This is a genomic window from Algoriphagus taiwanensis (assembly GCF_036245645.1).
Classification (GTDB): Bacteria; Bacteroidota; Bacteroidia; order Cytophagales; family Cyclobacteriaceae; genus Algoriphagus; species Algoriphagus taiwanensis.
The window spans coordinates 179,091-202,471 of sequence record NZ_BTPE01000002.1 but is presented as its reverse complement, the minus strand read 5'-3'; the positions used below and the strand labels follow the sequence as shown (position 1 = coordinate 202,471).

Genomic DNA, 23,381 nt, shown 5'->3' with positions numbered 1-23,381 from the left:
TTCAGAAGTATATTCTGTAAATCAAGGTAAATTTTTCCAGTTGCAACCATAAATTCTTATCCATGGACTTCTCTTCTATCCTCAACCTTGTCATCGGTCTGGTTTTTATTTACTTTCTGATTGCCCTAGCCTGTTCGACCATCCAAGAATTGATTGCCCACTATCTGGACCTGAGGGCCGAAAATCTGGAAAAGTGGCTTAAGGATACTTTTCGGGAAAATAATCTGGGAGAAAAATTCCTTAATCACAGATTAATTGACGGGTTGACTGCCCAGGGAAGAAGGGCAAGTTATATCCCTTCCAAGGTTTTTTCGGGAGTCTTACTGGACTTGGTCAACAAAAAAGAAATGCCTTATGATTTGGTATCCCTTAAAGAATCTGTAGGAGCTTCAGACCTTCCCGAGGATTTGAAAAGAAGATTGCTTCAAAGCATTTCAGAAGCCAAAAATGGCCTAGAGGATGTACGGAGAGATATTGAAGGCTGGTTTAATGACTGCATGGACAGGATTTCCGGAACCTACAAAAAGAAAGCTCAATTTTTCATCGTCATCATTTCAACAGCTGTGGTCATTTTCCTCAACGTAGACTCAATCAACATTATCCAATATCTATACAACCACCCCGCAGAGTCCGCGGCATTAGCAGATCGGATCAGTGAGAATATTGAGAATCTCGATCCAAATAATCAAGCTGCTCTTCCTGATTCCTTAAGCACAGAAGCCAAAATTGATCTTAAAATCAATGAATTAAAGGAAATACAGGCATCTTTGGATGCTACAAAGCTTCCCTTTGGATGGCAAAAAGGGGACGGGGAACTGAGTTTCAGAGAATTCACAAACAAGATTTTAGGATTGATTTTCTCGATTATCGCAGGAATTGTGGGTGCTCCATTTTGGTTTCAGACCTTGAACAAACTGGTCAATCTCAGAGGAGCAGGGGCAAAACCCCAAGACTAAACCAAAAGAGTCGCTTGGACCGAATCCCGGAGTTTGGGATCGACTTGGACTTCATCAGCAAATTCATTCCACCGCTTCACTGCTTTTCTGACCTGACCGATCTTTTCTTCCGGCTTTTTGATATTCATTTTCCGGGCTATTTCCAGAAAGTCCACATCGCCTATTCCTTCCCTTTTTCCATTGACTTGAAGGGATTGGCTGCTCACCCATAAGCTCCCGGGCCGATAGGCATGGCAAATATCAAAGGCTGGAGAAAGTGTCCACTTTCCGCTTTGATTCATCAGAAAAGCAAAGTTTTTGGTATGGTCATCGCAATTGCGGGCAAGGACATTGAAGACCATACGGATAAACATCTGTTCTGCCTCAGGATAGGACAATCTCAACATCCGCATCGTTTCAAAAACCTGCTCATAGCTGTAAACGCCCACCTGATTGAAATCAAAATGTCGCATCCCACATAAGCTTTGCATGTGGATTTTGTCACCGGTATCGGTCCGATCAAATCGCTTAGTCATGAAGTGAGCCCGCCCATTTTCCTCCAAAAGCCGGGATTCATTCATTTCGATTCCAGCTTCTTTGGCCATCAGATAATAAGCCATTTCTACCCGACCATACCCCACCGAAGCTCCAAACTGACTGTCCGTCACCCCGTCAAATTTGATCAACCAATAGGTAAATCCTTTGGGGGCTTTCACCTGTCCACTTTTTACTTCCCCGGTTTTAGGATTATATGCGATTACTGCCTTTGCACGAGCACCTCCTGCAGAAGTTCCGATTTTAAGAATGTCGGCCAAGGCCTCTTCCTCCTCCTGAGAAAGGTCGGTTTGAAAACTTTCACGACTGTTTAAGATTTTGTTGGCGATGGATACCAGACTATCCAGTTCCAGATTACTCGAAGTACTGCTTTCTGATCGAAGTGAAGGCTTGATCTCAAGTGCCCCTACTCCCCGCTTTCCAATAAAACAAAGCAATTCCACAGGGTTGAGACTGTCGGTTGGTCGGCCGTTTTGCACCAGCCAGGCATTGATGAGCCGATTGCCGTATTTGTCGGGAAGCATATCCGCCAAAAGTCCGGGAAGGCCTTTAAAGGTATCAAAGGCATCATTTCGCCCTCGCCTGATTTCCGGAAAAGAATACAAACGCTTGCCCTGTCTCAGCGGCATAGTGACAGGTGCTATATCCCAGCCCGAGCGCAAAAAGCCCTGATCAAACTCAAAGCTTGCCAATTGCTGTGTCTCATCCCAAAGGATTGCACCAGCCAAGCGATCCCAAAGCCAAACTTCCGCTGCGACTACCATTCTGAAGGACGATCATCCTCGGCTGCGATATCCGGATGCCTTACCCGCTGCCGCTGATATTTCTTTTGGAGCTTGATGTATTCGAGAGGACTGATCTGCTGACGTACCTCAAAAGCCTCGAGCAACTGCAACTCATCCAAAACCCGAAGCGCCTGAATCAAAGTCAGCAAATGAACCTTCTCCCCGCGCTCAAGCAAACTGAGGGTAGAACGACTCATCCCGGCCTCTGTAGCCATCTCATCCTGAGTCTTATTGAGGGCCATCCGCTTCTTTTTGATGAAGTCCCCGATCATGCGAAGAATGGCCATATCTGAAAGCTGCGCGATATCCATGCATTAAATATCATACATAAAACTCATTTTTACAATTTAATGAATGAAAAATCAATCAAAAATATGAATAAAGATGATAGACGTAAGACGCTAGACATAAGCGAGACTTCTGGAATTTCAAAATTATTTTATGAATCAATATTCATTCATTAAATCAAAAAATATATTATAAGGAATGATAAATCACTCCCTATAAAATAATCAGTAAAAGATAGTCGCGATTTGCTTTATGCTTTTTCAATGGTTAATCCAGCCCCTTAATAATTTAAACTTCTCTCTCGACATAAATTCAGAACTTCGAAACTGCTTATTCTTATCAGTTTTCTAATTTAAGCCATCAGTCTTCCAAAATCTGCCTACTGAGACTGCCTACTGTTAACTTTCTTCAGATTTCTGACTTCATCTTTCTGCCTTCCAGAATCTGCTCCAAATCCACTCCCATTTCCAGCCTTTTTCCTCCAGTAAAATCGGATGGTAAGCCATAGCTGCTTTGGCTGAAGGTGCATCAAAAAACCGTTGATCGTCGGTCAAAATCGCAGTCTGATTTCCATCGGAATCAGTTTTCATCAAATCCATCACCGCAGAAGGAATCTCTTTGGAATAAGTATCATCTTTATTTAATAGCTGATTCTTCAAACTCCAATCCAACTCAAAACCAGGTACTTTGACCTCTAGGGCAGGAATCTTCCGTGTCTTGCTTTGCGCTTTCACAAAAGCCAAAAACTCCCGAAGCAAGGACAAACTCGGATTACTCAATTGACCGGGACGGAAATCCTCCGGCTCGATGGAAGAAATGACATGGAGCATTTTCCTGGCGCGGGTGATGGCGACATTCAACCGGTTTTCAGCACCGGATTTGCCCAAGAGACCAAAATTGGTCACCAATTTTCCCTCCCGATTAGACGCGTACCCCAAAGACAAAATCACCTGATCGAATTCATCGCCCTGCACATTTTCAATATTCCGAACTTTGATGACTGCATCCTGATAACCTCCTTTCCAAAGCAGTTCCCGAATCAGCTCCATCTGAAAATAATTACCTGTTACAATCCCAATGGAGTCTTGGGGAGTCTCTTTCAAAATCACCTGAATTCGATTCGAGACCGCTTCCGCTTCCGTTCGATTGATCTGATTTTCCCAGATTCCTTCTGTTTTTTCCCAGAAAAAAGGAGTTTTTCCAGCCTTGACCGTGTCATAATCAGGCAAGGTTTCAAGTCGATTTCCATAAAAATGTGAATTGGAAAAGTGAATCAAAGCAGGGTCTGCAGAGCGATAATGCCCTTTCAATTGCAAATTTTCAAAAAAATGGCCTGCCAACTCCAGCAAAGACTCAGCTTCGTACTCCATCCCTTCTTCCTCATTTTCCCACTTCACCTGATAAAAATCCGAAGGTCGAAGCTGTTTGGAATCACCGGCCACAACCACCTGTTTTCCTCGCAGCATAGCCGGCAAGCCTCGCTCGACAGGACACTGGGAAGCCTCGTCAAATATGACCAAATCAAACACTTGACTTGTTGGAAAAACTGCCGAGACTGTCTCCGGACTGCCCAACCAGCATGGAAGCACCCGAAAGACCTCTTCTCCCAACTCTTCCACCAACTTCCGGATAGACCATTTTTGGCGCTTTTTACTGACTTGATGAAGCAGTTCCCGATAAGTCAGGCGATTGCCCAGTCTATTGTAATCCAGGTGCTCGGCCACCCGCTCCCGAAGCCTGAGCAAAGCCAAATGCCGGGTATTTTTTCGCTTTTCAAGAATGGAAGTTTTGAGTTCCTCCATTTCATGACTGAGACGCAGGGACCCCATTTCGCTCAACACCGGATGCTGCCGCTCAATCTCCCCTATCCAAGCCAATCGCCAAGAATTCCAAAAGATTGAAATATGCTGAATCAAGCTCAAATCGGAAAAGTTCTCCACCAAATGCTCACCCAATTCTCTGAATTTCCATTCTTCCAAAAACTGATCAAAGGCCTTCAATTCAGCAAAAACCGATGGCCAATTCAGCGGATTCTCGTAAAATGCCTTTTCCAAACCATTTTCCATCAGTGCCAAAAACTGCGCTTCATGCAACCAAAGCCGATAGGACACCAAATCAGATGAAAAGCTTTCAGACCAAGTCTGAATCTGATCCAAAGCAGTTCTAAACCCTGAAAAGGTTAGCTTTTTCCAATCCAACAATTCCTGAATCTCAAAAATGGCTTCCCAGTTTTCTTTCCAAGCCAGAAGCTTTTCAACTTGAATCAAATCACTTGAAAATTGCCCCGTGGGACTAAAAAAATACGATTTCGGCAGCTCAGATGCCTGAGCTTGAATCTGGATTTTTGACTCGGATTCTAGCTGAATAGCAAGAAGGAGCTGAGTTTCAAAAGTCAGGTAATTTTGGGCTAAGGCTCGAAAAACCAGCGGAAATTTCGACTTGGAAAACCTAGCCTGAAGCTTTCCGAAAAAACTTTTTGAAAGCGGAATCAATGGTTCCAGTTCCTTGCTCAAACCTGCCAAATCAGGTCCCAACTCCAGTTTCCAGCTTTGAGAAGTCGCTATTGCCTGAATCAGAAATTTCCGAATCTTGAGAAGAGCTTTTTGTTCTTTGGATTGAAAGACCAAGGCAAAGTCTCTCTCCGGATCAGCAAGATCATTTAAAGTAAGCTGAAGCTTTTCAACCTTCTCCAAAAACCCCCGACTAGACCAGACGGACCAAAGAACATTTTTACCTTTTTCACCCTTCAGAACTTCAGGAAGCTGTTTTCGATGATTCTCAATTCCATTTAGCGCACCAGAAATTTGGGCAAAATCAGCGGGTTGAACCCTCGAAAAAGAGTGACGTTTTTCCCAAAAATTTCCTTTAAATTTTTCCTGATAGCCCGTGTAAACCCGCAAATCCTGTTCAAAAGTCTTTGCTTTTTCCATGTCCAGTTGAAGCAAAAGAGGATGCGAAAATGAGGCTTGGCGCAAATCCGCCTGAAGGTAAAGCGCTTTAATAGGAAGCCCGGCAGGCTTTTCATCAAATAGGGCCGTTCGAAGTTCTTCAAACTTTACCGAAAGTCTGGAAATTGTTTTGGAAAGCAGGCTGAGTTCCCGCTCCAATTGGATCGCATCGATTCCCCGATTTTGACTTTGATAGTTCTCGACAGACTCAATCTGGGTTTTGATCTTTTCAAAAAGGGCTTTCTGATCTCCCCGAAAATCATGAACCAAACCAAGGAAAGAACCGAAACCTGCTTTTTCCAATCGCTCAAATACCACATCCAAAGCGGCCCTCTTTTGGGAAACCAGCAGGACTTTTTTACCTCTTGCGATATAATCCGAGATCAGATTGGCAATCAATTGGGACTTTCCGGTTCCGGGAGGACCTTGGATCACCAGGCTTTTTCCTTGGCGAACTTTGATCAATGCGCTTTCCTGGGAAGCATCAAGGGGAAAGACCGGAAAAAGATTTTCCTCCCGAATCTGCGTTTCCTTTTCCTCAGAAAGAAAAAGGTGCTGAAACAATTCCTCCAGCGAACTTTCGGAATGGTCTTGCATCAAGATCTCGTAATCTGAAAACAAAAAACTCCCCTTTTGGGCAAATTGACCCAATACCGCATAAGGTTTTAGGCTCACTTTTCCTTCGGAAAAACGCTCCTGATCAAGAGAAATCTGGGAATTAGGAAAAGGAAGAATCTGATCCTCCAGCAGGTTGGATTGAACCTGAATAGCGAAATGCTCGGGAATTTGTTTGGCCAATGCCGTCCGAAACTCCAGCGCATCCTTGGGCAGATTTTCCAGAAGTTCATCAGAAAAATCATCAGACAACTGCTGACCAGTGGCATGCCTCCAAGCCAGCAAAAACGCAGGATTCCATTGCCAGTTTTCTTCCGAAATCAAGCTCCAAAAGCCATTTTCCTTACTGAGTTGAACAGGTTTTAAAAGCAAAGGACTGCGGATGATCTGCCCGTTGATCAGCTTTCCCTCGGCAAAGAGCCAGGCCAGATAGAGACTTTGCTCCCCGGTTTCTTCCTGAGTCAACTGGTCCCGAAAAGCCATTCGGGAAAGTGACTTGGACACCTGATTGGCATCCCCTGACCTCGGATCGAGATCAGGTGTGAGCGTGATTTTCTTTTTACCTTCGATGGACTTTCTGAGAATTTCAAAGGCAGGTTCCCCAGTCAAAAAATCAAAATCCCGAAAATCCAGCATCCCATACCCTTCCAACTTCGGCAAATACAAAGATCTGTTTTTAATTGACAGATCCGTGAGCCGATTCAGGTAGGTTTGGAAGATGGATTCGGGCATTTATTTAAAGGGCGAGTCTTTTTCTTTGGCCATCTGATTATAGACAATTCCGTCGAGAATTCCCGGCATCCATTTGTTTAGAAACACAGCCAATTTACCCTGAGAAGTCAAAACGATATCTCGCTTCCGTTTGCGGGTAGCTTTCAAAATATGTTCTGCCACTTCCTCCGAGGTCATCATTTTCGACTCGTCACGGGGAGATTCACCCTGAGAGGAACCGTCAGCAGTGAGCGCTGTATTTCGGATGTTAGAGGATGTAAAGCCAGGAGCCACCACGAGAACATGGACGCCTTTTTTCATAACTTCGGTCCGAAGTGCTTCAAAAAAGCCATTCATAGCATATTTACTTGCTGTGTAGGCCGTGCGTGCCGGAGTGCCTCGGTAGCCATTGATCGAAGAAATACCAATGATCGAGCCTTTGGACTCCAAAATAGCCGGAAGGCAAAACTTGGTAGCATAGACCGTACCCCAGAAATTGGTATCCATAACCTTCCTGAAAACCTCCAAGTCCAGATCCTGAAAAAGTGCTCGCATGGAAATCCCCGCATTATTGATCAGGATGTCGATCCGGCCAAAATGCGAAAGTGTCTCCTCAGCCATTCGTTGATTATCAGCTTCGGAACCGGCATCTGCGAGGATTGGAAGAACTTCGATGTGTTGCGACCGGAGTTTTAGGGTAGTCTGCTCCAGCTTTTGGGGATTTCTTCCGGTGATGGCGATTTTGGCACCTTGTCGACCAAATACCTCAGCGCAGGCCTCGCCGATTCCAGAAGTGGCACCGGTGATGATGACGACTTTGTCTTTGAAATTCATGGGTAAAATTTGAGGGTAAAGATAGGGAATCGAGGGAATTGACGAATTCATTTAATCCTAGACCTTCGGGGTTTTGAAAACCCCAAAGGTCTTCTGCCTCATTTTCCCTAATTTTGCGCCCATGTCGAGAAAAATGAAAAATAAGGTCATCACCAACCTACTGATCGAGCGCATCGCCTCCGAAGGGAAATGCGTGGGACATCATGAAGGCAAGGTGGTGTTTGTCTCCAACGTCGCACCGGGAGACGTGGTAGATGTTCGGATTACCAAAGGAAAAAGCTCCTTTATGGAAGGGGAAGCGATCCGATTCCATGAGTTCTCCAAAGACCGGATCGAACCTTTCTGTTCCCACTTTGGTACCTGCGGAGGCTGCAAATGGCAACACATCAACTACGACCTGCAAAAGACCTATAAGCGTCAGCAAGTTTTGGATCAGTTTCAGCGAATAGCCAAAGTGCCTATCCCGGAAGTGGCACCGATCTTGGGTTCGGAAAAGACCCAATACTACCGCAACAAACTCGACTTTACTTTTTCCAATAAAAAGTGGTTGACTCTCGATCAAATCCGCTCTGAGGAAGAATTTGACCGAAATGCATTGGGCTTCCATATCCCGAAGATGTTTGATAAGATCATCGATATCGAGCATTGCTATTTGCAAGGTGGGATCTCAAATGAGGTTAGAAACTCACTCCGGGAATTTGCTTTGGAAAACAAGCTTAGCTTTTACGATATCCGGGAGCAAGTTGGCTTACTCCGAAATCTCATTATCCGGACGACCAGCACCAATCAGACGATGGTTATTGTCCAGTTTGGAGAAAATGACCAAGAGTCAATAAAGCTGGTGATGGAGTTTTTGAGAAGGCAATTCCCATCTATCACCTCCCTCCTCTACGTCATCAACACCAAAGGCAACGAGACCTTCCATGACTTGGAGTTGGTGACCTTTTCAGGACTTCCTTATATCGAAGAGGAGATGGAAGGATTGAAATTTCGAATCGGTCCCAAGTCTTTCTATCAGACCAACTCCGAGCAGGCTTACGAACTCTACAAAGTAGCCCGAGATTTTGCCCAACTGAAAGGTGATGAAGTGGTCTATGATCTATACACCGGAACCGGCACGATTGCCAACTTTGTGGCTAAACAAGCTAAGCAAGTAATCGGGGTCGAATACGTCGAAGCGGCCATCGAAGACGCCAAACTCAACTCCCAAATCAACGGCATTGAAAACACCCTTTTCTACGCTGGGGACATGAAGGATATCCTCAACGAAGAGTTCATCTCTACCCATGCCAAACCGGACGTAATCATCACCGATCCGCCACGGGCAGGGATGGATGAAAAGGTAGTTCAAATGCTCCTCCGTCTCGAGGCTCCGACCATCGTCTATGTCTCCTGCAACCCGGCCACGCAGGCTCGTGATTTGGCACTTTTAGGAGAAAAATATCAGGTAGAAAAAGTCCAACCCGTGGACATGTTTCCCCAGACCTACCATGTCGAAAATGTCGTACGCTTAACCCTCAAATCATGATCTCAGATTTCAACGATCCCGAACTCAGCGGTAAATACCTCGGCACGATTACCAGCGACTTTGTCAAGATCTGTGATGTGCTCAAAGAGGCCTCCTATCAAGTGCGGTCCAGAGGATTTTCCGACTATCCGATTTTCCCGATTTCTAAGGACATGCAACCCATAGGAAAGATCTTTATCGGCAAGGCGGAGAAAGACCTGGACTGGAATTATTTCATCACTTACGTGGATGAATTTGTGCAGCGGAAACTGATCGCCGAAGAAGCTTTAGATGAGTTTAAAAAAGCCTACAAAGACCCCGACGAATTCTGTTGTCTCTTTGTGATCGACGGGGCATTTACCAGTTTTGTGTATGTACCCTATCCCAATGATTGATAAAAAAAGGCTTTAGCAACCAATTAGCTAAAGCCTTTTTACTTTATGATAATCAATTAATTAAATGACTCTACTTTTAGATCAATTTGAAGCAAAAACTCCTTCTTTTTCATTATCAATTCAAAAGGACTTACATTAGATCAGTATCTCAAAACCTAAATCCTTGACTTCCAAAACTCTGCTTCAAATCGAAAATGCCCGAGTGAATTACCTTGGGAAAGCCAGCTTTGAAGATCTCAATTTCACTTGGAGAGAAGGAGAACATTGGGCCATCACGGGGGATTCAGGAAGAGAGTTGACCGCATTTTTGGAGACCTTAAGAGGGACAACTCACCTGCCCGAAGGGAAGATTGAAAGACCTTTTGCAGACCAATACATTATCCAAAAAACCGAAGAAGGGATTGTCCACAGCTTCCGGGACTTGATCGCTTATGTCTCCCAACAGTACCGATTCCGAAACAAATCCAACCTCCAAAACTTCTACTTTCAGCAACGGTTCAACAGTTCTGAGGCGGATGAAACTGCCACTGTCAAAGAGTATCTGATCCAAAATTCCACCCCAACTCCAGGCCCGTGGAGCTTGGAAGTGGTAGCCGATTTGCTTCGCCTATCTCCCCTTTTGGACTCTTCGATTCTGAAGCTTTCCAATGGAGAAACAAGACGCCTGGCCTTGGCTTTGGGACTACTTCGACAACCCAAAATCTACCTCATGGATCAACCGATGACAGGCTTGGACCAAGAAAGTCGGGCTGCCTTTGGTGACTTTCTAAAAGAGATAATTTCTAAAGGAATTCATGTCCTTCTTACGATTCCGTCGACGGAAATTCCGGACGGCATTACCCATATCGCCCAATTGGGATTGGGACAGATTACCCAAACTTGGCCTATTAAGGAATATCCCAAATCTTCTGGATTTACTCAGGAGTTGCCTTGGGATATGGATTTGCTGGAAAGACTTTGTGCCAATTTTCATATCCCAAAAGAGGAGGTTATCCGCCTCGAAAATATCCATATTCAGTATGGTGAAAAAGTAATTCTGGGTCAAATCGACTGGACCATTGAGGCTGGAGACCGATGGCAGTTGAGGGGTAAAAACGGCTCCGGGAAATCCACCTTGATCAGTCTTTTGATCGGGGAAAACCCACAGGCCTACTCACAGAATTTTTGGCTTTTTGGACGAAAAAGAGGATCGGGAGAAAGCATTTGGGAAGTCAAAAAACCGATCGGGTTTGTTGCACCGGAGCTGGTCCGCTTTTTTCCTGCCAACCAAACGGTCTACAAAGTCATCGCCTCAGGCTTTTTTGACACCATGGGATTGTTCAAGAAATTGAATTCTGAACAAGAGTCAAAAATCCAAGAATGGGTTGATTTGTTTCGGCTAAAACCCTTTTTACACCATCCTATCCAAAGAATTCCCTTGGAAAATCAGCGTTGGGCTCTCCTTGCCAGAGCACTGATCAAAGCTCCAAAACTTCTCATTCTGGATGAGGCCTCTCAGGGAATGGACGAAAGACAAAGGGAAATTTTCAAACACACAATAGAAAAAATTCTCGAAAAAACTGGACTTACCTTGATTTATGTAAGTCACTACCGGGAAGATATCCCGGATTCTGTTGACCGGATATTCACCTTGGAATAGTCACTTCTTAGGCTTTTTTCTCTCGGCTCTGAACTTGGCTTCTTCCAGCCTGAAGATTGCAATCTCCTTAATCAAATCCACCGGCAGTGGCTGGTCGTAGGGAAACTGGATAGCTCCCTTAGAAGTTACGTAGCCCTCGAGTTCCTTTTTGAATTCTACAATCGGAGTATTGGTTGGATAAAAGCCCAAGTGATTCTTTGCTCCGGCGAAATAAACCAAAACCTCTGAAGTACGATAAGCAGGCATATGGTAGCTGATCACCTCCTTTGCCTCGGGGATTACTTCCTTCAAAATAGCCCTGATCTGCTCCAGCTTTTCGCGAATTGGTCCTTCATACCAACTCAAATACTCTTCAACGGATTCGGCTTTTGGATTCATCAAAGGATTCTGGGATTAGAGATTCAATATCTGATTATTGACCGAGGTTCGAATCCCCAAAACCATAAAATTTTGAATTTTTGGATGGATGGAAGGAAAAGTAGATGGAGATTTCATAGCTTTTTCAAAAGAATGAAAGGCAACATGAATCAGCGTCGTACTTTTCTGCAAAAGCTAGGTTTGGGTCTGATCCTTCCTGGAATACCAGAACTAACCCCACCTTTACCCGATTTTCTTTTTCCTAAATCCGACTTATCTCCATCCGAATATTGGAAACAAATCAGGGACGCCTTTCCCCTATCCAAAAGCCGGGTTTATTTCAACAATGGAACTTTTGGTCCTGCTCCTTACCCTGTTTTAAAAAAACTGGAAGAGATCAATTTATCCGTGTCTACTACCGGAGAATATGGGAATTCGAACAAAGAGCGTGCAGACCTGGCACGATTTCTAAACGTGGAAACCGAAGAGTTGAGTCTCACCCACAATACAACCGAAGGGATCAATATCATGGCTTGGGGCCTGCCCTTAAAATCTGGAGATGAGGTAATTCTCACGACTCATGACCACGCCGGAAATGCCCTTCCCTGGCTCAATCGGGCCAAATTGCATGGAATCGTACTCAAAACCTTCAGCCCCAAAAATACCCAAGAGGAAAACTTTGACCTGATCAAATCACTCTGTGGCCCTAAGACCAAAGTGATCGCCATCCCTCATATCACTTGTACTACCGGCCTGGTCTTTCCCATTCGGCAGATTTGTGAATTTGCCAAAAACCAAGGAATATTCACGGCAATTGACGGAGCACATGGCGCTGGGACTTTTGACTTGGATTTGACCAGTTTGGGATGTGACTTTTACGCAGGATGCTTTCACAAATGGCTTCTTGGACCTAGTGGAACCGGTTTTCTGTATGTAAAAAGAGAAAAGTTGGACGAACTTCAGGCGATACAAATCGGGGGATATTCTGATCTAGGTTGGGATATGCTGAGTAATCCACCGGAGCTCAAAGGATATGTACCTACAGCCCATCGCTATGACTATGGGACCCAAAGCAAGGCACTTTTTGCAGGAGTCAAAGCCGCAACGGATTTTCATCTGGAAATAGGAAAAGCAAAAGTAGAGCAGCGAATTCGCCAATTGTCGGGTTTACTTTTTGACGGGCTAGGGACATTGGGTGAAAAGATAGAAATCCTCACTCCAGAAGAATCTTCTTCCCGGATTTCGATGGTAACCTTTCGCTCAAACCGTTTAAGCTCGGAAGAATTAAACACATTAATGGGTCAGGCCGGCTTCAGAGTCAGGCTGATTCATGAAGCTAACCTAAATGCTATCAGAGTCTCCACTCATATTTACAATTCAGAAGAAGAGGTACAGCAATTCATCCATTTCTTGGCAAATACCCTTTAGGAGAAATAAAAACCTGAATTTGACTCCGATTTAACGTGTAATTTACCGTAAAACAAAAGGTATTTATGCTTTTCAAATACCTTTCTACTACTTTTAAAGCAGTTTTAATTTATATCCAGTATTATCTATGAAAACACTAAACCGACTTCTCTTTCTTTTAGTCTTAGGGCTACTTGGAAGCTGCTATCCGGGTGGGGTCCAGTTTTACGAAGACACGGACATTGTCTACACGACCAGAAAGGATGATTTTGACTTCAACAGCAAGTCCACTTTTGCAATGCCTGACAAAATTGTGATCGATGTGGAGATCAAAAATGGGGATACTACCTACATCTACATGGAGGATAGATTTGCCCAACCCATTTTGCAAAATATCCAAGCCAACATGCAGAACTTTGGATGGACTAGAGTGGAAATTTCCCAAAATCCAAGCATGCTGCTTACTCCTTCAGCAACCAAATCAACCTCTGTTTATTATTCCTACTGGTATGACTGGTGGTATGGCGGATTTTATCCGGGTTGGGGCTGGTATTACCCTCCTTATTTCACTGTCTCTACCATTACAACAGGTACAGTGATTATCACTTTAAGCGATCCTGAAAGAACGAATATCGTGGGAGAATCTGAAACTGCCTGGTTGATGGTCGGAAATGGTTTGCTTTCCGGATCCAACAATGTAGACCGAGTAAATAAAGCGGTCGATCAAGCTTTTGAACAATCTACTTACCTCGACCTTAACTAATCAGAAAGATGAAAAAAACACTAATTATCGCCGCTTTTGTTATGGCCTGTGTGTGGAATAATCTTTCTGCACAAAGCCTCAGCACCACTTCCTATTCTATCGGGATTCCTACCGGGGATTTAGGAGAATACATCTCCTCCGCTAGCTTTAGAGGAATTGCCTTTGATTACCGAAAATTGGTAAAACCCAACTTGGGAGTAGGTTTTTATGCCGGTTGGAATGTATTCTATCAAGAAAAACCCTACGATACCTACACTCTCAGAAACAACGCCATCAGTGGAAAGCAATACCGCTACACCAATAGCGCCCCATTAATGTTTGCGACAGATTATTACCTGAAGCCGGGAAATGATTTTAATCCCTACATCGGTGCGGCTATCGGGGGTGTTTACACCCAAAGAGCCACGGACATGGGAATTTACAGATGGGAAGAGGACGCCTTCAGTTTCGGACTGACTCCGCAAATTGGTTTCCTTTACAAAGTGAGTACCTTCTCTGCCATTTCTATCGCTGCCAGATACAATATGGCCTTCGGAGCGGGAGATTTGGATGCTTCCCAAAACTACGTTTCCATCAATTTGGGATACGTATTTATGGGGAATTAATTTGATTCCTTTTATCTTCAAAAGCTCAGGGAAAATCCATTCTCTGAGCTTTTATTTTGACCTCATGAAAAATTCAATTTTCTCCTTCATCCTGATCTCTTTCGTTTGGATTGGCTTAGTCAGTTGCTCGAGTTTTACAACGAATTCCTATAAAGCAAAAGGTGCGGACCTTGATCAATACCAAACTTATGCTTGGGTCAACCTCAAGCATTTTGTAAGTGAGGATCAGGAAAACGAAAAACGATATGCACGCTTCATTTTGGAGCATGCGGACGCCGAAATCCGAGCCCGAGGCTTTCAACTCGATACGATCAATCCACAGGTAGTTTTCCAGTTTGATACGAAAATAGAGCATAAAATATCCTACAATAGAACTCCTACAGTTAGCATGGGGATCGGATTTGGTGGACCCGGCTATTACGTCGGAGGAGCTGTACCTGTGTCCGGTGGACAAATGGTCACCAAAGAATACGATGAGGGCATTCTGACCATAGAAATGCTGGAAACCCAAACAGGAAGACTGCTCTGGAGAGGATGGGCTCAGGAAAAGTTAGGATTTGAAACGGACTTGGAGGCTGATTTGCAAAAGGCAATTCCTCAGATTTTCATGAGACTTCCGGTGAAGAAAAAGAAATAGTATGGAAAATAAAGAAATCACCCTCTCAGAAGCTCAAAAACTGGTAGACCAATGGATCAAAACGGTCGGCGTTCGTTATTTCAATGAACTGACAAACATGACCATCTTGATGGAAGAAGTAGGGGAACTGGCCCGAATCATGGCCAGAACTTACGGTGAGCAATCTTTCAAAGAATCCGATAAAGGAAAAGACCTCGGAGATGAAATGGCAGATGTGCTTTGGGTACTGATCTGTTTAGCCAATCAAACCGGGGTGGATTTGACTCAGGCACTGCAAAAGAATTTTGAGAAGAAAAATGTCCGGGATCTGGATCGGCACAGAAATAATGAGAAGCTGAAATAAACAAAAACCCGAGGCATTCACCTCGGGTAATTTTTTATTTCCCAATAACCTCCGAAGAGCTTTTTATCCATCTCACACTCAAGTCAGGATCAGCCATGTCTTTATCTAAAGGAAACATCGGGCGATTGATCCGCTTATAGCCCAATCGCTCCAAATCCTGATCCACTCCTCCCGGAGTCAAGGCCATCACCCAATCCCCTCTTAGATCGTAGAGTTCAGGTACCAAATACCCAATTTTCACCACCAAAATATCTGTTTCTCTTGGTTTCAACCCTAAATCTGTAAAATCCTTTTCATAGTGATAAGGCTTCCGGCGTTGTGTCACGATTACTTTCACTGAACCGACCTTTACCACCACTTCCACATCGGCATCTTTGTCTCCTTCTTTGATAGATTCCACAGTTCCTTTCAGCAAAACCGGAGGAGCAAATCGATCATCCACTATCGCTCCTACTTTTCCTTCTACAGGATTGCCCACTCCTGCCTTCAAGGCATTTTCAATAAGCTCTGGTCCAGGAATCGATGCATAGATCAATTCAGGACCATTTTCAGACTTAAACTCCGGTCTTTCCAGAATCTCATTCAAAGTCCAAGTCACGTCTCCAGCTCCACCAGCCGTGGGATTATCCCCCATGTCCGAAATGACAAATGGCTTCTTTTCGCTCTTCAAGGCCATCTCCAGACTTTCATCCAAATAGGCCACGGGAGCCACAAACTCAAACTCATTTCTTACTTCCCAAAAGCTCTTCGCCAGGTATTCTGCACTTTCCTTCACCTGCTGTTCATCATCGCCTGTAACCATCACCACGGCATGATTTCGGAGTTCGTCAGCCCAGGCATAGCCGATCCAAATGGCGGCATCGATGACTCCTTCTTTTTTGGTTTCTGGATCCACTTTGGCATAAAGCCCCTTTCCAGGTTCGATTCGGGTACTTGTCTTTTCTCCCGGAAGCAAAATCGGTACAGGAATCCAAGCCTTGTATTTTGGTTTGCCCTTACCGCTTTCCAGTCGCTCCAACAAATTGTCCACAGCCCTTTCTTTGGACTCCAAAGCGTCCTCATGAGGAGCCATTCGGTAGCAGGTAATCAGGTCCGACTGCTCTGCGAGTCTTGGAGAGACATTCCCATGCAGGTCCATAGAGGTAGAAATAAGCGTTTCCGGCCCCACCACTTCTCTCACTTTAAGAATAAAATCACCCTCCGGATCATCCAACCCTTCCACGCTCATTGCTCCGTGAATATCAAAAAACAGTCCGTCATAAGGCAAATTAGCTTGAAGCATCTCCAAAGTCACCCCTACCAAGGAGTCATAAGCCTCTCTGGTGACCATGCCCCCAGGTATCGCATGTCCCCTAAGGGTTGGGAACCAGTGAGCCCGTTTTCGATTGGCAGAGTCCGGCTCCATAAAAGGATAATAAGAAAAAATCTCCTCTCCTGTTCGAACCCGGAAAGCCTGAGCGGTAGATCTGGCTGGTGAAAAAGTACTGGACTCTATCGCCAATCCTGCAATCGCGATTCTTGGAAGTTCTTTTTGGGTTTCTTTTTCCCCGCAGGAGAAAAGTAAAATCAGTCCCAATAGAATCAAAAAGGTGTTTTTCATGGTTTTGGATTCAAATTTTCTGAAACGGAAGATAACACTCTTCTCATCTATCTAGGGAAAATTTGGGTAGGAGGCCTCAAAAAAAGCTGAGAGGAACTTGATTAAAAAAAGAAAAGCCCGGCTAGCCGGGCTCCCAATTAATTCTCTTTCAAAAACTTATAAATCTCGTCCTTCAAATGAAGTCTTTTGATTCGAAGCTGATTGGCTGTCTCGTCAGAGGCAGGTTCGGCATCAGACTCAATCCGGTAGATTTCATGATCTACCTCATCATAGGCTTCATAGAGATTCTTAAAATGCTCATTATCGACCTTGAGCTCAAGGATTTTATTTTCAAATTCTGGAAATTCTTCCGTTAGGGGATGCTTTTTGATCATGATTTCTGGGTTTTGTTCTTTTGACAATACTAAAGGAAAACCTCCTTTTAATTCATGACAAAGGTCACCTTAAGACAGAATTCTTTTCGGTTATTGAATACGTCTCAAAGTTGGTAAACACCCGATTCCCCATCAAGTACCAATCATACCAACCTTCCACCTGAAGAACCCCATTTTTTTCAATCACTTGAAGATGATTCCATTTTAGACCTAAGACCAAACCATGCAGGTTGGATGAAGAAAATTCCTGGTTGATTTCACCTGTCTCAATATCTTGGATTAAAGTCAAGCTTAAATCAGTACTTAGCCCCTCCTTCACAGGAAGCACACTCATTTTGGATGGTCTTTGATTTATTTTGGCCTTTACTTCCCCTCTTTTATTTGCAGAATTCAAAAAACCTATGGATCCAAAAATCAGGACGAAGATTACAAAAGGCCTCGAATAAGACTTTAAATATTTCCTACCCTTGACTATCAAGGTGATTGCGAAAAAGAAAAAAGAAAGAATAAAAAAGAGATTGAGTAAGCTCCAAGTCAAATAAACCATGGCCCAAATTTCTTTTATAATCTAAGAAAAAAATTAGTGTTTTAAAATTTAGTTGAAGAATATCAAATGCTTACCAAGAACCCATTTTGATCCACTTTGACCACCAGATCATACAGGTCATAAGTCAGACAAAACTCAATATCCTTTTCTATCCCGTGGTTTTGGAGTCTTTTGGCATGGGAAGCCTGAGAAAGATACTCTTTCAAACGATGTCCTTCCCGCTCAAAAAGTGACTTCATGGCCAAAGCTCCGTCCTCAACGGCGCTGTGAGAAGATTCTAGAGATTTTACCAAGGCTCCGGCATATAGGGAATCTTCCAGATTGAACCGGCCTTTCCAGCCTGCGCAATGGATCAATACATCTTTTTGCTGAGCTTGGATATAGGCTACAGTGGCTTGAAGATTAGGAAATGCTCCAATTAGGATCTCTGCAGCACCTTTTGACTTCTCGATTGCTTGAGTTCCGTTGGTCGTGGTCATCGCCAACTGGATTCCAGCATAGGCATCATTCAAAAAGGCAACGGGGGAATTTCCCAATTCAAAACCCGGAGCTGTATGTCCGTTTCTTTCTCCGGCGATTCGGTAACCCTGATCCTGCATGACTCTGCAAGACTCCAAATCCGCAAAAGGAAGAATTCTCTTCACTCCATTGGCGAGGGCAGCTACCATCGTAGAGGTAGCCCGAAAAATATCGACTACCACTACGATTTTGCCTTCCAACTCATGATGCTGAATCAGGTCGGGACTGAAACAGATTTCGACCTGATGCATTAGCCTTTGTAAAGGGGAAGTTTTTCAACCTGAGCTTTCAGGTTTTTATTTCTAACCTGGATAAAAATCTCAGTTCCAGGCTTGCTGAATTCGGTTTTAACGTAACCCAAACCAATACCCACGCCCATGCTTGGAGATTGAGTACCGGAAGTGACCTCCCCGATTACTTCACCGGCAGCATCCACAATCGGATAGTGACCTCTAGGGATTCCTCTTTCCTGCATGATGAAGCCCACCAGTTTTCGCTCGACTCCGGCTTCTTTTTGAGCTTTCAACGCTTCGGAATTGGTAAAATCCTTGGTGAATTTGGTAATCCAACCCAAACCCGCTTCAATCGGAGAAGTCGTGTCTGTGATGTCATTTCCATACAGGCAATAGCCCATCTCCAATCTCAAGGTATCTCTGGCGCCAAGTCCAATCGGCTTGATATCAAAGTCTTTTCCTGCTTCAAAAATCGCCTTCCAAACGTGGTCGGCATCTTCATTTTTCACATAAATCTCGAATCCTCCCGCACCAGTGTAGCCTGTTCCGGAGATAATCACATCCTGAATTCCCGCAAATTCACCTACGGTAAAGTGGTAGAATTTCACTTCAGAAAGATTGACAGGAGTAAGGGACTGAACTGCCTCAATTGCTTTTGGACCCTGCACGGCAAAAAGAGAATACTGTTCTGATGCATTGGTCAATTTGGCTCCCATGGTGTTGTATTTATTCACCCAAGCCCAGTCCTTGTCGATGTTGGAGGCATTAACTACCAACATGTATTTCTCGTCGGAAAACTTGTAAACGATCAAATCATCCACGATTCCTCCGGTTTCATTGGGGAAGCAGGAATACTGAGCCTGACCTACCACCAGTTTGGAAGCATCATTGGACGTCACTTTCTGGATCAAGTCCAAGGCATGAGGACCTTCCACAAAAAACTCACCCATGTGAGACACATCAAAAACCCCTACTCCATTTCGTACACAGAGATGCTCTTCATTATCCGAGCTGTAGCGTACGGGCATGTTGAAACCGGCAAAAGGAACCATTTTGCCTCCTAGGGCTACATGCAGATCATTCAGGGCTATTTTTTTGACTTGTTCTTCCATATTTGGGTCGTTTTTTATCGTGGGCAAAGGTAAGGATTGAGGACAATTCAGCCTCGGTGATTTTTAATTTTTACCAAGGATAAAAAGAAAAAGGCAGCTTTTGTTTGAGCTGCCTTCACTAGAGTTGATAAAAGGGATGAATATCAGACGGAAAAGCTTTCCCCGCATCCACAGGTACGGCTTGCGTTCGGATTGATAAATTGAAACCCTTTTCCATTCAACCCATCGGAAAATTCCAGGGTAGTTCCTGCCAGATAAAGAAGACTTTTTCTATCGACAACAATCTTCACTCCTTTGTCCTCGAAAACGTGGTCGGTATCGACGATTTGAGCATCAAAACCCAAATCATACATCAATCCAGAACAGCCTCCACCTTTCACAGAAACCCGAATATTTTCATTTTCTGTACGGCCTTCTTCTCTTTTTAATTCAAGAATTCGATCCTTTGCCTTATCTGAAACGATGATCATAGCTTTTATACTTTACCTTTGATAGTACTTTCGAACGATGGGAAAACATGCGCTTTCCCAAAAAGATTCAGTTACAAAGATACAAATTATGAACTTTCGGAAAATCGAACACATCGGAATTGCCGTGGCGGATTTAGAAAAATCCAATCAACTTTTTAAAAAACTCCTTGGCAAAGAGCATTTTAAGACAGAAATCGTCGAAGGAGAAGGCGTGGAAACCAGCTTTTTCCAAGTGGGAGAAACCAAGGTGGAATTGCTTCAGGCTACCCGTCCTGACAGCCCGATTGCCAAGTATTTGGAGAAAAAGTCAGAGGGGGTTCATCACATTGCCTTTGACGTAGAGGACATCCGTGCAGAAGTAGCCCGACTAAAAGGGGAAGGCTTTGAAATCCTGAATGAAACACCCAAAGAAGGTGCCGACAATAAATTAGTGGTATTTTTGCATCCGCGAAGTACCAATGGAGTGCTGGTGGAGCTATGCCAGGAAAAGAAATAGGCAGTCTTAGTTCGCAAAAATTCTGAAAGTCAGAAAGATGAATTCAGAAGTCTGAAAAGGAGGCAAAAGAGTTAGAAAAAAAATGCTAAAATCTGTGTCTTTTTCTGTGCAAATCTGCGGGAAATAAAAGGTAAAATAAATCGTAAATCCGAATGTCGAATAAGAGAACAGAAATCAGTGAATTGGGTGAATTTGGCCTGATTGATCATTTGAATAGCCAAGTAAAGATCAAAAATTCTTCCAGCCTCAAAGGGATAGGAGACGATGCAGCGGTGATTGATGCAGGAGATCATGTAAAGGTCGTTTCGACTGACTTACTTTTGGAAGGAGTACATTTTGACTTGGCCTATGCTCCCCTTCCTCATGTGGGTTTCAAAGCGGTAGCTGTAAATGTCTCAGACATTGCTGCGATGAATGCTATTCCCAAGCAAATCACGGTAAGCATTGCGCTATCCAACCGATTTTCTGTAGAAGCGGTAGATGCTTTGTATTCCGGGATTCATGCCGCATGCGAACATTATGGTGTGGATTTAGTAGGCGGTGATACGACTGCTTCCAGAAGTGGTTTGGTCATTTCCGTCACCGTGATTGGTGAAGCTAAAAAAGAAGAACTCAGCTATCGATCAGGAGCCAAGGTCAATGATATTCTTTGTGTTACTGGGGACTTAGGAGCGGCTTTAGTGGGCTTACAGATTCTGGAAAGAGAAAAACAGGTGTTTCTGTCAAATCCCGACATGAAACCTGAATTGGAAAAATACACCATCGTAACAGGTCGACAGCTCAAAGCAGATGCAAGAATGGATATCATTCATGAATTGAGAGAACTGGGTGTTGTACCTACCTCCATGATGGATATTTCGGATGGTTTGGCTTCCGAAATCTTCCATATTTGCAAAGCTTCCGGAGTCGGAGCGACCATTTACGAAGACAAGCTTCCGATAGACAAGCAGACCTTTGATACGGCAGTAGAACTCAATCTGGATCCGATTACCTGTGTTTTAAATGGAGGTGAGGATTACGAATTGCTTTTCACCATTGATCAGAAGGACTTTGCGAAGCTGGAAAAGCATCCGGATATCCACTTTATCGGCCACATCACCAAAGCTGAGGAAGGCAAATATCTAGTCACCAAAAGCGGAACGGCTGTGCAGATCAAAGCCCAAGGATGGAAGCATTTCTGATTTAAGGTAGCCTATTGATCTCCAAATAATTGGTGGCACGAATGCTATCATTTCGATCGTAGAGGTAATTCCATCGGGTCATGTATTCATCGGCGGGAAGAAATTCATCTTTTCTTTCCGCTAATTTTTTTTGGAGCAATTTTTCCATCCTATCCTGAAGTTCTTTGAATTCAGGATTACCCGACAGATTGTTCATCTGATATGGATCGGTTTGATTGTCATACAACAGCCAAGGCCCCTTTAAATCTTTTGCGTAGGTATATCTATCGGTTCGGATTCCTCGGTATTCTCTACCCCCATTTCCAAATCTCCACTCATGAAAAGGCACCGGAAGCATAATCAGTGCAGCTTCCGAAGAAATATCATTTCCTGAAAGTAATTCCTCTGAAAAATCCCTACCCTCCACAGATTCCGGGATTTTTACCCCACTCAAACCTAGGAGAGTAGGCAAAAGATCCGGAGTTCCAATGGGATTTTTGATTCTTCTGGAGCTTTTTCCAAGTTTTTCAGGATACCGGATAAGCATGGGTACTTTGATGCTTTCATCCCAGGGCCTTTGCTTTTTCAATACGCCCTTGGACATCAGCATATCTCCGTGCTCGGAAGTGAATAATACCAAGGTTTGATCCGAAATCCCCAAACTGTCCAAGGACCTGATCAATTTGCCAAAAGCATGATCTATGGCTGTCGCATGAGCATAATATCCCGCCAAAACCCTTCTGGCGCTGTCCTGAAACTCTTCAGGCACATTGGGCCGGAGCTGAAGCTTGGAAGCATTGTATAATTTCTGAAACTCCTCAGGAGCCGAAAAATAGGGATCATGAGGAGGTCCGTAAGAAAGCATCAAGACAAAGGGATTCTTCTTGTTTTTGGAGATAAAACTGATCGCACTGTCTGTTTGGGGAAAGACATCATAGCCAGGCCAGGTATGCTTTTCATCCTTTTCATCAAAGTAAAAGCTGTTATTGTAATTGTGAGTCACTTCCCGAACCTTCCAATAATCCCAGCCTTGCCTGCGATCTGCTGGCACAGGCTTGTCCCGGCCGCTAAAAGGCTCCTCCCCTCTTTGATGCCCATTCAGGTGCCATTTTCCGATATATCCCGTCTGATATCCTTCCGCTTTTAATATTTCAGCCAAAGTCAAGGCTTCATTGGGGAGCGGCTTATCGTTGTAAAAAATCCCATGGGTCAAAGGGTATTGCCCGGTAAGAAAACTCGCCCGCCAAGGCGCACAAACCGGAAGTGTAGCCACTGCATTTTCGAAAATCAGGCTTTGGCTGGCAAATCGATCCAGATTGGGAGTGATGATTTGCTTTTGCCCTTCATAGCCCATTTCCTGAGCACGCCATTGGTCGGCTAGGACGATGATTAGATTTGGAGAGTCTCTCTTGTCTGAAAGGGTATAATTTGATCCTTGAATCAGAAGAAAGGATAGGAAAAAGAAGTAGGGAAGGTTCATATGCCAGGATGAGATTAAAAAAATCGAAAAAAAATATATTGACCATCCTGCACTATCATTTGCCTC

At 44.0% G+C, this 23,381-nt stretch carries 23 protein-coding genes; 11 read left to right on the top strand and 12 right to left on the bottom strand.

The annotated features are described in order from the left end of the window. Positions 1-62: 62 nt before the first annotated feature. Positions 63-956, top strand: a complete 894-nt coding sequence (locus AAA938_RS03125) for a hypothetical protein (RefSeq protein ID WP_338227179.1) — start codon at positions 63-65, stop codon at positions 954-956. On the opposite strand, the gene AAA938_RS03120 is transcribed toward AAA938_RS03125, so the two are convergent. The 4 genes from AAA938_RS03120 to AAA938_RS03105 all read right to left on the bottom strand — a co-directional run bounded on the left by AAA938_RS03120 (position 953) and on the right by AAA938_RS03105 (position 7,671). After that, positions 953-2,254, bottom strand: coding sequence for a type II toxin-antitoxin system HipA family toxin (locus AAA938_RS03120; protein ID WP_338227178.1), 1,302 nt, complete (start codon positions 2,252-2,254; stop codon positions 953-955). The genes AAA938_RS03125 and AAA938_RS03120 overlap by 4 nt on opposite strands. Next, the gene (locus tag AAA938_RS03115) at positions 2,248-2,586 is read right to left on the bottom strand and encodes a helix-turn-helix domain-containing protein (RefSeq protein ID WP_338227177.1); all 339 of its coding nucleotides are present in this window, start codon (positions 2,584-2,586) and stop codon (positions 2,248-2,250) included. The genes AAA938_RS03120 and AAA938_RS03115 overlap by 7 nt, the downstream gene beginning before the upstream one ends. A gap of 399 nt (positions 2,587-2,985) precedes the next feature. Continuing rightward, positions 2,986-6,858 carry a DEAD/DEAH box helicase gene (locus AAA938_RS03110; RefSeq protein WP_338227176.1) on the bottom strand — a complete coding sequence of 1,291 codons (3,873 nt, stop codon included), beginning with the start codon at positions 6,856-6,858 and terminating at the stop codon, positions 2,986-2,988. Beyond that, positions 6,859-7,671, bottom strand: coding sequence for an SDR family oxidoreductase (locus AAA938_RS03105; RefSeq protein ID WP_338227174.1), 813 nt, complete (start codon positions 7,669-7,671; stop codon positions 6,859-6,861). 121 nt (positions 7,672-7,792) lie between these two features. Between AAA938_RS03105 and rlmD the strand changes: the two genes are divergently transcribed. The 3 genes from rlmD (at position 7,793) to AAA938_RS03090 (ending at position 11,212) form a co-directional block, all read left to right on the top strand. Then, the gene (rlmD, locus tag AAA938_RS03100; protein ID WP_338227173.1) at positions 7,793-9,199 is read left to right on the top strand and encodes a 23S rRNA (uracil(1939)-C(5))-methyltransferase RlmD; all 1,407 of its coding nucleotides are present in this window, start codon (positions 7,793-7,795) and stop codon (positions 9,197-9,199) included. Beyond that, positions 9,196-9,573, top strand: coding sequence for a hypothetical protein (locus tag AAA938_RS03095; protein WP_338227172.1), 378 nt, complete (start codon positions 9,196-9,198; stop codon positions 9,571-9,573). The genes rlmD and AAA938_RS03095 overlap by 4 nt, the downstream gene beginning before the upstream one ends. 163 nt (positions 9,574-9,736) lie before the next feature. Beyond that, positions 9,737-11,212, top strand: coding sequence for an ATP-binding cassette domain-containing protein (locus AAA938_RS03090; protein WP_338227171.1), 1,476 nt, complete (start codon positions 9,737-9,739; stop codon positions 11,210-11,212). On the opposite strand, the gene AAA938_RS03085 is transcribed toward AAA938_RS03090, so the two are convergent. Further along, on the bottom strand, positions 11,213-11,590 hold the full coding sequence (locus tag AAA938_RS03085) for an iron chaperone (protein WP_338227170.1): 378 nt from the start codon (positions 11,588-11,590) through the stop codon (positions 11,213-11,215). It abuts the gene before it with no gap. A gap of 144 nt (positions 11,591-11,734) precedes the next feature. On the opposite strand from AAA938_RS03085, the gene AAA938_RS03080 reads away from it, so the two are divergent. The 5 genes from AAA938_RS03080 to AAA938_RS03060 all read left to right on the top strand — a co-directional run bounded on the left by AAA938_RS03080 (position 11,735) and on the right by AAA938_RS03060 (position 15,324). Continuing rightward, entirely contained in the window at positions 11,735-12,997 is a 1,263-nt protein-coding gene (locus AAA938_RS03080) for an aminotransferase class V-fold PLP-dependent enzyme (protein WP_338227168.1), read from the top strand. 127 nt (positions 12,998-13,124) lie between these two features. After that, positions 13,125-13,739 (top strand): DUF4136 domain-containing protein, encoded by a 615-nt coding sequence (locus AAA938_RS03075; RefSeq protein ID WP_338227167.1) that lies wholly within the window; start codon positions 13,125-13,127, stop codon positions 13,737-13,739. Between the two features lie 8 nt (positions 13,740-13,747). Beyond that, positions 13,748-14,344 carry an OmpW family protein gene (locus AAA938_RS03070; RefSeq protein WP_338227165.1) on the top strand — a complete coding sequence of 199 codons (597 nt, stop codon included), beginning with the start codon at positions 13,748-13,750 and terminating at the stop codon, positions 14,342-14,344. 64 nt (positions 14,345-14,408) lie between these two features. Further along, positions 14,409-14,981, top strand: a complete 573-nt coding sequence (locus AAA938_RS03065; protein ID WP_338227163.1) for a DUF4136 domain-containing protein — start codon at positions 14,409-14,411, stop codon at positions 14,979-14,981. Between the two features lies 1 nt (position 14,982). Further along, a complete protein-coding gene (locus AAA938_RS03060; protein WP_338227162.1) occupies positions 14,983-15,324 on the top strand; it encodes a nucleotide pyrophosphohydrolase in 342 nt (113 codons plus the stop codon). 34 nt (positions 15,325-15,358) lie between these two features. Here the strand turns inward: AAA938_RS03060 and AAA938_RS03055 are convergent, their stop codons facing one another. The 6 genes from AAA938_RS03055 to AAA938_RS03030 form a co-directional block, all read right to left on the bottom strand. Further along, entirely contained in the window at positions 15,359-16,924 is a 1,566-nt protein-coding gene (locus AAA938_RS03055; RefSeq protein ID WP_338227160.1) for a M81 family metallopeptidase, read from the bottom strand. A 137-nt stretch (positions 16,925-17,061) separates the two neighbouring features. Then, positions 17,062-17,298, bottom strand: coding sequence for an HP1242/YdcH family protein (locus AAA938_RS03050; protein ID WP_338227158.1), 237 nt, complete (start codon positions 17,296-17,298; stop codon positions 17,062-17,064). Positions 17,299-17,362: 64 nt separating this feature from the next. Then, positions 17,363-17,632, bottom strand: coding sequence for a hypothetical protein (locus AAA938_RS03045; protein ID WP_338227157.1), 270 nt, complete (start codon positions 17,630-17,632; stop codon positions 17,363-17,365). A gap of 275 nt (positions 17,633-17,907) precedes the next feature. Next, positions 17,908-18,615, bottom strand: coding sequence for a 2-phosphosulfolactate phosphatase (locus AAA938_RS03040; RefSeq protein ID WP_338227156.1), 708 nt, complete (start codon positions 18,613-18,615; stop codon positions 17,908-17,910). Continuing rightward, the gene (gcvT, locus tag AAA938_RS03035; protein WP_338227155.1) at positions 18,615-19,709 is read right to left on the bottom strand and encodes a glycine cleavage system aminomethyltransferase GcvT; all 1,095 of its coding nucleotides are present in this window, start codon (positions 19,707-19,709) and stop codon (positions 18,615-18,617) included. Before gcvT ends, AAA938_RS03040 begins: the two co-directional genes overlap by 1 nt. A 143-nt stretch (positions 19,710-19,852) precedes the next feature. Beyond that, positions 19,853-20,179: a HesB/IscA family protein gene (locus AAA938_RS03030; protein ID WP_338227154.1), complete on the bottom strand. Its 327-nt coding sequence runs from the start codon at positions 20,177-20,179 to the stop codon at positions 19,853-19,855. Positions 20,180-20,267: 88 nt separating this feature from the next. On the opposite strand from AAA938_RS03030, the gene mce reads away from it, so the two are divergent. Next, the gene (mce, locus tag AAA938_RS03025; RefSeq protein WP_338227153.1) at positions 20,268-20,675 is read left to right on the top strand and encodes a methylmalonyl-CoA epimerase; all 408 of its coding nucleotides are present in this window, start codon (positions 20,268-20,270) and stop codon (positions 20,673-20,675) included. 152 nt (positions 20,676-20,827) lie between these two features. After that, positions 20,828-21,856 (top strand): thiamine-phosphate kinase, encoded by a 1,029-nt coding sequence (gene thiL / locus AAA938_RS03020; protein ID WP_338227152.1) that lies wholly within the window; start codon positions 20,828-20,830, stop codon positions 21,854-21,856. Position 21,857: 1 nt separating this feature from the next. Here the strand turns inward: thiL and AAA938_RS03015 are convergent, their stop codons facing one another. Then, positions 21,858-23,315 (bottom strand): sulfatase family protein, encoded by a 1,458-nt coding sequence (locus AAA938_RS03015; protein WP_338227151.1) that lies wholly within the window; start codon positions 23,313-23,315, stop codon positions 21,858-21,860. Positions 23,316-23,381: the final 66 nt, after the last annotated feature.

Bases quoted from the DNA above. Each gene is read 5' to 3' on its own strand.
- AAA938_RS03115 (WP_338227177.1), bottom strand. From the start codon at position 2,586: ATGGATATCGCGCAGCTTTCAGATATGGCCATTCTTCGCATGATCGGG.
- AAA938_RS03110 (WP_338227176.1), bottom strand. From the start codon at position 6,858: ATGCCCGAATCCATCTTCCAAACCTACCTGAATCGGCTCACGGATCTG.
- AAA938_RS03125 (WP_338227179.1), top strand. From the start codon at position 63: ATGGACTTCTCTTCTATCCTCAACCTTGTCATCGGTCTGGTTTTTATT.
- thiL (WP_338227152.1), top strand. From the start codon at position 20,828: ATGTCGAATAAGAGAACAGAAATCAGTGAATTGGGTGAATTTGGCCTG.
- AAA938_RS03070 (WP_338227165.1), top strand. From the start codon at position 13,748: ATGAAAAAAACACTAATTATCGCCGCTTTTGTTATGGCCTGTGTGTGG.
- AAA938_RS03065 (WP_338227163.1), top strand. From the start codon at position 14,409: ATGAAAAATTCAATTTTCTCCTTCATCCTGATCTCTTTCGTTTGGATT.
- AAA938_RS03030 (WP_338227154.1), bottom strand. From the start codon at position 20,179: ATGATCATCGTTTCAGATAAGGCAAAGGATCGAATTCTTGAATTAAAA.
- AAA938_RS03055 (WP_338227160.1), bottom strand. From the start codon at position 16,924: ATGAAAAACACCTTTTTGATTCTATTGGGACTGATTTTACTTTTCTCC.
- AAA938_RS03040 (WP_338227156.1), bottom strand. From the start codon at position 18,615: ATGCATCAGGTCGAAATCTGTTTCAGTCCCGACCTGATTCAGCATCAT.
- AAA938_RS03120 (WP_338227178.1), bottom strand. From the start codon at position 2,254: ATGGTAGTCGCAGCGGAAGTTTGGCTTTGGGATCGCTTGGCTGGTGCA.
- AAA938_RS03015 (WP_338227151.1), bottom strand. From the start codon at position 23,315: ATGAACCTTCCCTACTTCTTTTTCCTATCCTTTCTTCTGATTCAAGGA.
- AAA938_RS03045 (WP_338227157.1), bottom strand. From the start codon at position 17,632: ATGAGTGTGCTTCCTGTGAAGGAGGGGCTAAGTACTGATTTAAGCTTG.
- rlmD (WP_338227173.1), top strand. From the start codon at position 7,793: ATGTCGAGAAAAATGAAAAATAAGGTCATCACCAACCTACTGATCGAG.
- AAA938_RS03080 (WP_338227168.1), top strand. From the start codon at position 11,735: ATGAATCAGCGTCGTACTTTTCTGCAAAAGCTAGGTTTGGGTCTGATC.
- AAA938_RS03085 (WP_338227170.1), bottom strand. From the start codon at position 11,590: ATGAATCCAAAAGCCGAATCCGTTGAAGAGTATTTGAGTTGGTATGAA.
- AAA938_RS03095 (WP_338227172.1), top strand. From the start codon at position 9,196: ATGATCTCAGATTTCAACGATCCCGAACTCAGCGGTAAATACCTCGGC.
- AAA938_RS03050 (WP_338227158.1), bottom strand. From the start codon at position 17,298: ATGATCAAAAAGCATCCCCTAACGGAAGAATTTCCAGAATTTGAAAAT.
- mce (WP_338227153.1), top strand. From the start codon at position 20,268: ATGAACTTTCGGAAAATCGAACACATCGGAATTGCCGTGGCGGATTTA.
- gcvT (WP_338227155.1), bottom strand. From the start codon at position 19,709: ATGGAAGAACAAGTCAAAAAAATAGCCCTGAATGATCTGCATGTAGCC.
- AAA938_RS03060 (WP_338227162.1), top strand. From the start codon at position 14,983: ATGGAAAATAAAGAAATCACCCTCTCAGAAGCTCAAAAACTGGTAGAC.
- AAA938_RS03075 (WP_338227167.1), top strand. From the start codon at position 13,125: ATGAAAACACTAAACCGACTTCTCTTTCTTTTAGTCTTAGGGCTACTT.
- AAA938_RS03105 (WP_338227174.1), bottom strand. From the start codon at position 7,671: ATGAATTTCAAAGACAAAGTCGTCATCATCACCGGTGCCACTTCTGGA.